Origin of the sequence: Bartonella sp. TT29SHDZB (assembly GCF_042193395.1) — a bacterium.
Lineage (GTDB): Bacteria > Pseudomonadota > Alphaproteobacteria > Rhizobiales > Rhizobiaceae > Bartonella.
Window position 1 is genome coordinate 1 of the sequence record NZ_JBHILQ010000056.1, and the last position, 3,008, is coordinate 3,008.

Genomic DNA, 3,008 nt, shown 5'->3' on the forward strand with positions numbered 1-3,008 from the left:
GCCTGCAATTAATATCTCAACGCAAAGTGAAACAATTGAAGATGGCTATGATTATGGAGTAAGGCGGCGTGTTTTAACGCTAGATGTTGAATGCTATGCAACATGTGAAGATGGCGCACGTTTTGTTGACCAATTAGCATGGGAAGTTGAAGAGATTTTCCATGCCAACCCCAATCTTAACAACACCGTTGAGACATGCCGCCTGCAAAATATTGCTTTTGCCTTTGGTGATAATGGCGCTCTAGCACTCCACGGTGCAATTTTAACCTTTGAAGTCATTTATGTGACAAATATCCCCAACATGAATGAAGAAGAAGGCAGTGTAACAGCAAGAATCGTTGAACCTTTCTTAAGTTTTGAACCAGAAACAGGCGTGAGAAATAAAGATAAATACCATAAAATTGAAGGTGGACATGTTAGAGCGGCGCGATAAAGAAATCACAGATCTAAAGAGACGTGTGGCCAATATGGTTGTGGTGGGGAAGATTAGCCATGTCGACCATAAAAACGCACGCTATCGGGTAAAAAGTGGCAATCTTGTCAGTGACTGGATTCCAGACACACAAGCCCGCGCCGGTAAAACACGCTCCTATGAAGGGCGTGATGTTGGAGAGCAAGTAGTTGTTATCTCGTCATCAGGGGATTTGTCACAAGGGGTGATTGTTGGTTCACTTCACACCGATGCTAATCAAGCAGCCGATAAAGGCAGCATTCACCGAACGATATACCCTGATGGAACCAGCCTTGAATATGATGATGAACAAAATACTTATGGAATTCATATCAAATCAGGTGGAAAATTTCTTCTCACGATTGCTGATGGTGTGTCACTAAAAGGTGATGGTGGCAAGCTAGAGCTTACCGCACCGGAAGGCATAAAGATTGTTTCAGAAAGCGATATAAACTTAAACGCAAAAGGCAACATCTCTTTGAAGGCAGGTGGTGGCGTTTCACTGAATTCGAATGATAGTCTCTCTCTTCATTCTGGGAATAATGTTTCCATTCATTCAAGTGGACTAAAGCATAACGGCACCAATGTAGGAGCAACCCATGTTCATGGTGGTGTTTATTCTGGTGGCGCGATGACAGGAGGTCCCAATTGAACAGTGGAATGGACCGCACAACGGGAAAGCCATTAACCGGCATTGATCATTTACGCCAATCAATCCTTGATATTTTGTCAACACGCATTGGCACACGAGTCATGCGTCGTGATTATGGTTCACGCGTTGCTGAACTCATTGATGCACCGGTTAATAATGCTTTTGCTGTTGCTCTTTATGCCGCTGTTGCTGAGGCTTTAGACAAATGGGAACCGCGTTTTAAATTGAAAAAAATCGATTTTAAATGGAGTGAAAATGGACACGTTTCTTTATCCTTTGAAGGCATTTATTTGCCATCCGGCAAGCCCATTACCATGGAAGGATTACTGATAAAATGAATGGAGTACTTGCAAAACCGGAAATCATCACAGAACTTTCTTTTGAGGAAATCCGCGCAGCGGCTCTTACCCATTTAAAAGAGCTTTTGCCTGAATATACCATTCTTGAAAGTGATCCGGCTGTAAAAGTCATAGAGGCTTTTAGCTATCGAGAGTTGCTGTTAAGACAGCGTATTAACGAAGCGGCACGCAACAACATTCTTGATTTTGCAACCGGTGAATCTCTTGATGCTTTGGGAAACTGGCATGGTCTTGCCCGCATGGAGGGTGAAAGTGACGAGAGATATCGTGAACGCATACAGCTTCATGCCCGTGGAGGAAACGGAAGTGGAACAGAACCCTATTACAAGCTTATCGCCTTAACAGCCGATAGTCGAGTGAAAGATGCGATTATCTATCGTAAAGGCAAAGACCCAACCATCTATGTTGCTCTTTTTGGCAACAATGAAGAAGGAACGGCATCTGAAGATCTCATACAAACAGTTTCAGAAGCTCTTCACAAAAAAAATATCATCATGACCAATGATACAATCATTGTTCACGCTGCTGTTAAAAAAGTGCTGGACTTAGAAGCAGATGTTTGGCTGTTACCAGAAACATCTTTGAAAATTCTCACGACAATGGAAACAAATTTAAGAGCAGCATGGAGACAAGAACAAGCCATTGGTCGTGAATTAAGCCTCTCGTGGTGGATTTCAAAACTAATGATTTCTGGTGTCCAAAAAGTGATTGCCATTACCCCAACACAAGACAGTATGGTTTGTGATGAAGAAATTTTATCGATTGGAAAAATCACCTTAAACTTTAAGGGGTATGCCCGCTAATGGTTGGTTCCCTCCTTCCCACAAACGCAACAGAATTTGAAAAGCGCCTTGCCGATGCTTGCGATTTTCATCAAGATATTGATGGTTCTGTTTTGGGGATTTCACGTGCTAAATTGATCACGCGCCCTCCCCGCTTTTTGCCGTGGTTGATTGAAGAATACGGGCTTGGTGAACTGACACCTTATGTTCCAAACCTCTATGATTTGATTGACCAAGGGCTTGCATGGCAACGCCTGCGCGGATCTGTTATGGCAATAGAGATGGGGTTGAGATGGTTAGAGATTACAGCCCGCTTTATACCCGCTTGGACGGGACGTGCATGGTGGAATTCCTTTCAACTTGATTTTGATCAGTTGCCTGAACGCAAAAGCCTTGAAGCCATTGAAGCGATTACAGATCTCTCCAAAAGTTTGCGCTCCGATTTTCGTCGTGGTGTTGCGGGGTATGATGTGCAAGCTGTTGAATGCAATATGTCACGCCTTGATGACAGCATGTTGGAGTATGAGAGCGGTGTTCGTTTAACAGCTGGGGACACTTTGTTTTCCTTTGGACGCACAACAGAAATCAATCATACCCTCACAAAAGAAGAAGGCCGGCTTATTGGTAATTGGATAGATGATGGGGATGAAGAGTTAAGCTGGGAACAAATCGATTATCCATGGGACATGGCAAATTTTCCGTGGTGTTCGGTCAAAAAACATGAACGCGATATACTCATGACAGAGTGGTTTAGCAACCGTACG

General features: G+C 43.4%; 4 protein-coding genes and 1 pseudogene. All 5 read left to right on the forward strand.

The window, feature by feature from the left end; translation table 11 throughout:
• A pseudogene (locus ACFIJJ_RS09230) lies at positions 1 to 433 on the forward strand (hypothetical protein); the annotation flags it as partial.
• Complete coding sequence (locus ACFIJJ_RS09235) at positions 414 to 1,103, forward strand: phage baseplate assembly protein V (RefSeq protein WP_375646744.1); 690 nt, start codon at positions 414 to 416, stop codon at positions 1,101 to 1,103. The pseudogene ACFIJJ_RS09230 and the gene ACFIJJ_RS09235, both read left to right, overlap by 20 nt.
• A complete protein-coding gene (locus ACFIJJ_RS09240) occupies positions 1,100 to 1,441 on the forward strand; it encodes a GPW/gp25 family protein (protein ID WP_375646745.1) in 342 nt (113 codons plus the stop codon). The genes ACFIJJ_RS09235 and ACFIJJ_RS09240 overlap by 4 nt, the downstream gene beginning before the upstream one ends.
• The gene (locus tag ACFIJJ_RS09245) at positions 1,438 to 2,265 is read left to right on the forward strand and encodes a baseplate J/gp47 family protein (RefSeq protein WP_375646747.1); all 828 of its coding nucleotides are present in this window, start codon (positions 1,438 to 1,440) and stop codon (positions 2,263 to 2,265) included. Before ACFIJJ_RS09240 ends, ACFIJJ_RS09245 begins: the two co-directional genes overlap by 4 nt.
• The coding region (locus ACFIJJ_RS09250) for a phage tail protein (RefSeq protein ID WP_375646748.1) at positions 2,265 to 3,008 on the forward strand (744 nt) is incomplete at its 3' end. The genes ACFIJJ_RS09245 and ACFIJJ_RS09250, both read left to right, overlap by 1 nt.

What these genes read in the sequence shown, in the direction of transcription:
- ACFIJJ_RS09235 (WP_375646744.1), top strand. Translation starts at nt 414, where the DNA reads ATGTTAGAGCGGCGCGATAAAGAAATCACAGATCTAAAGAGACGTGTG.
- ACFIJJ_RS09245 (WP_375646747.1), top strand. Translation starts at nt 1,438, where the DNA reads ATGAATGGAGTACTTGCAAAACCGGAAATCATCACAGAACTTTCTTTT.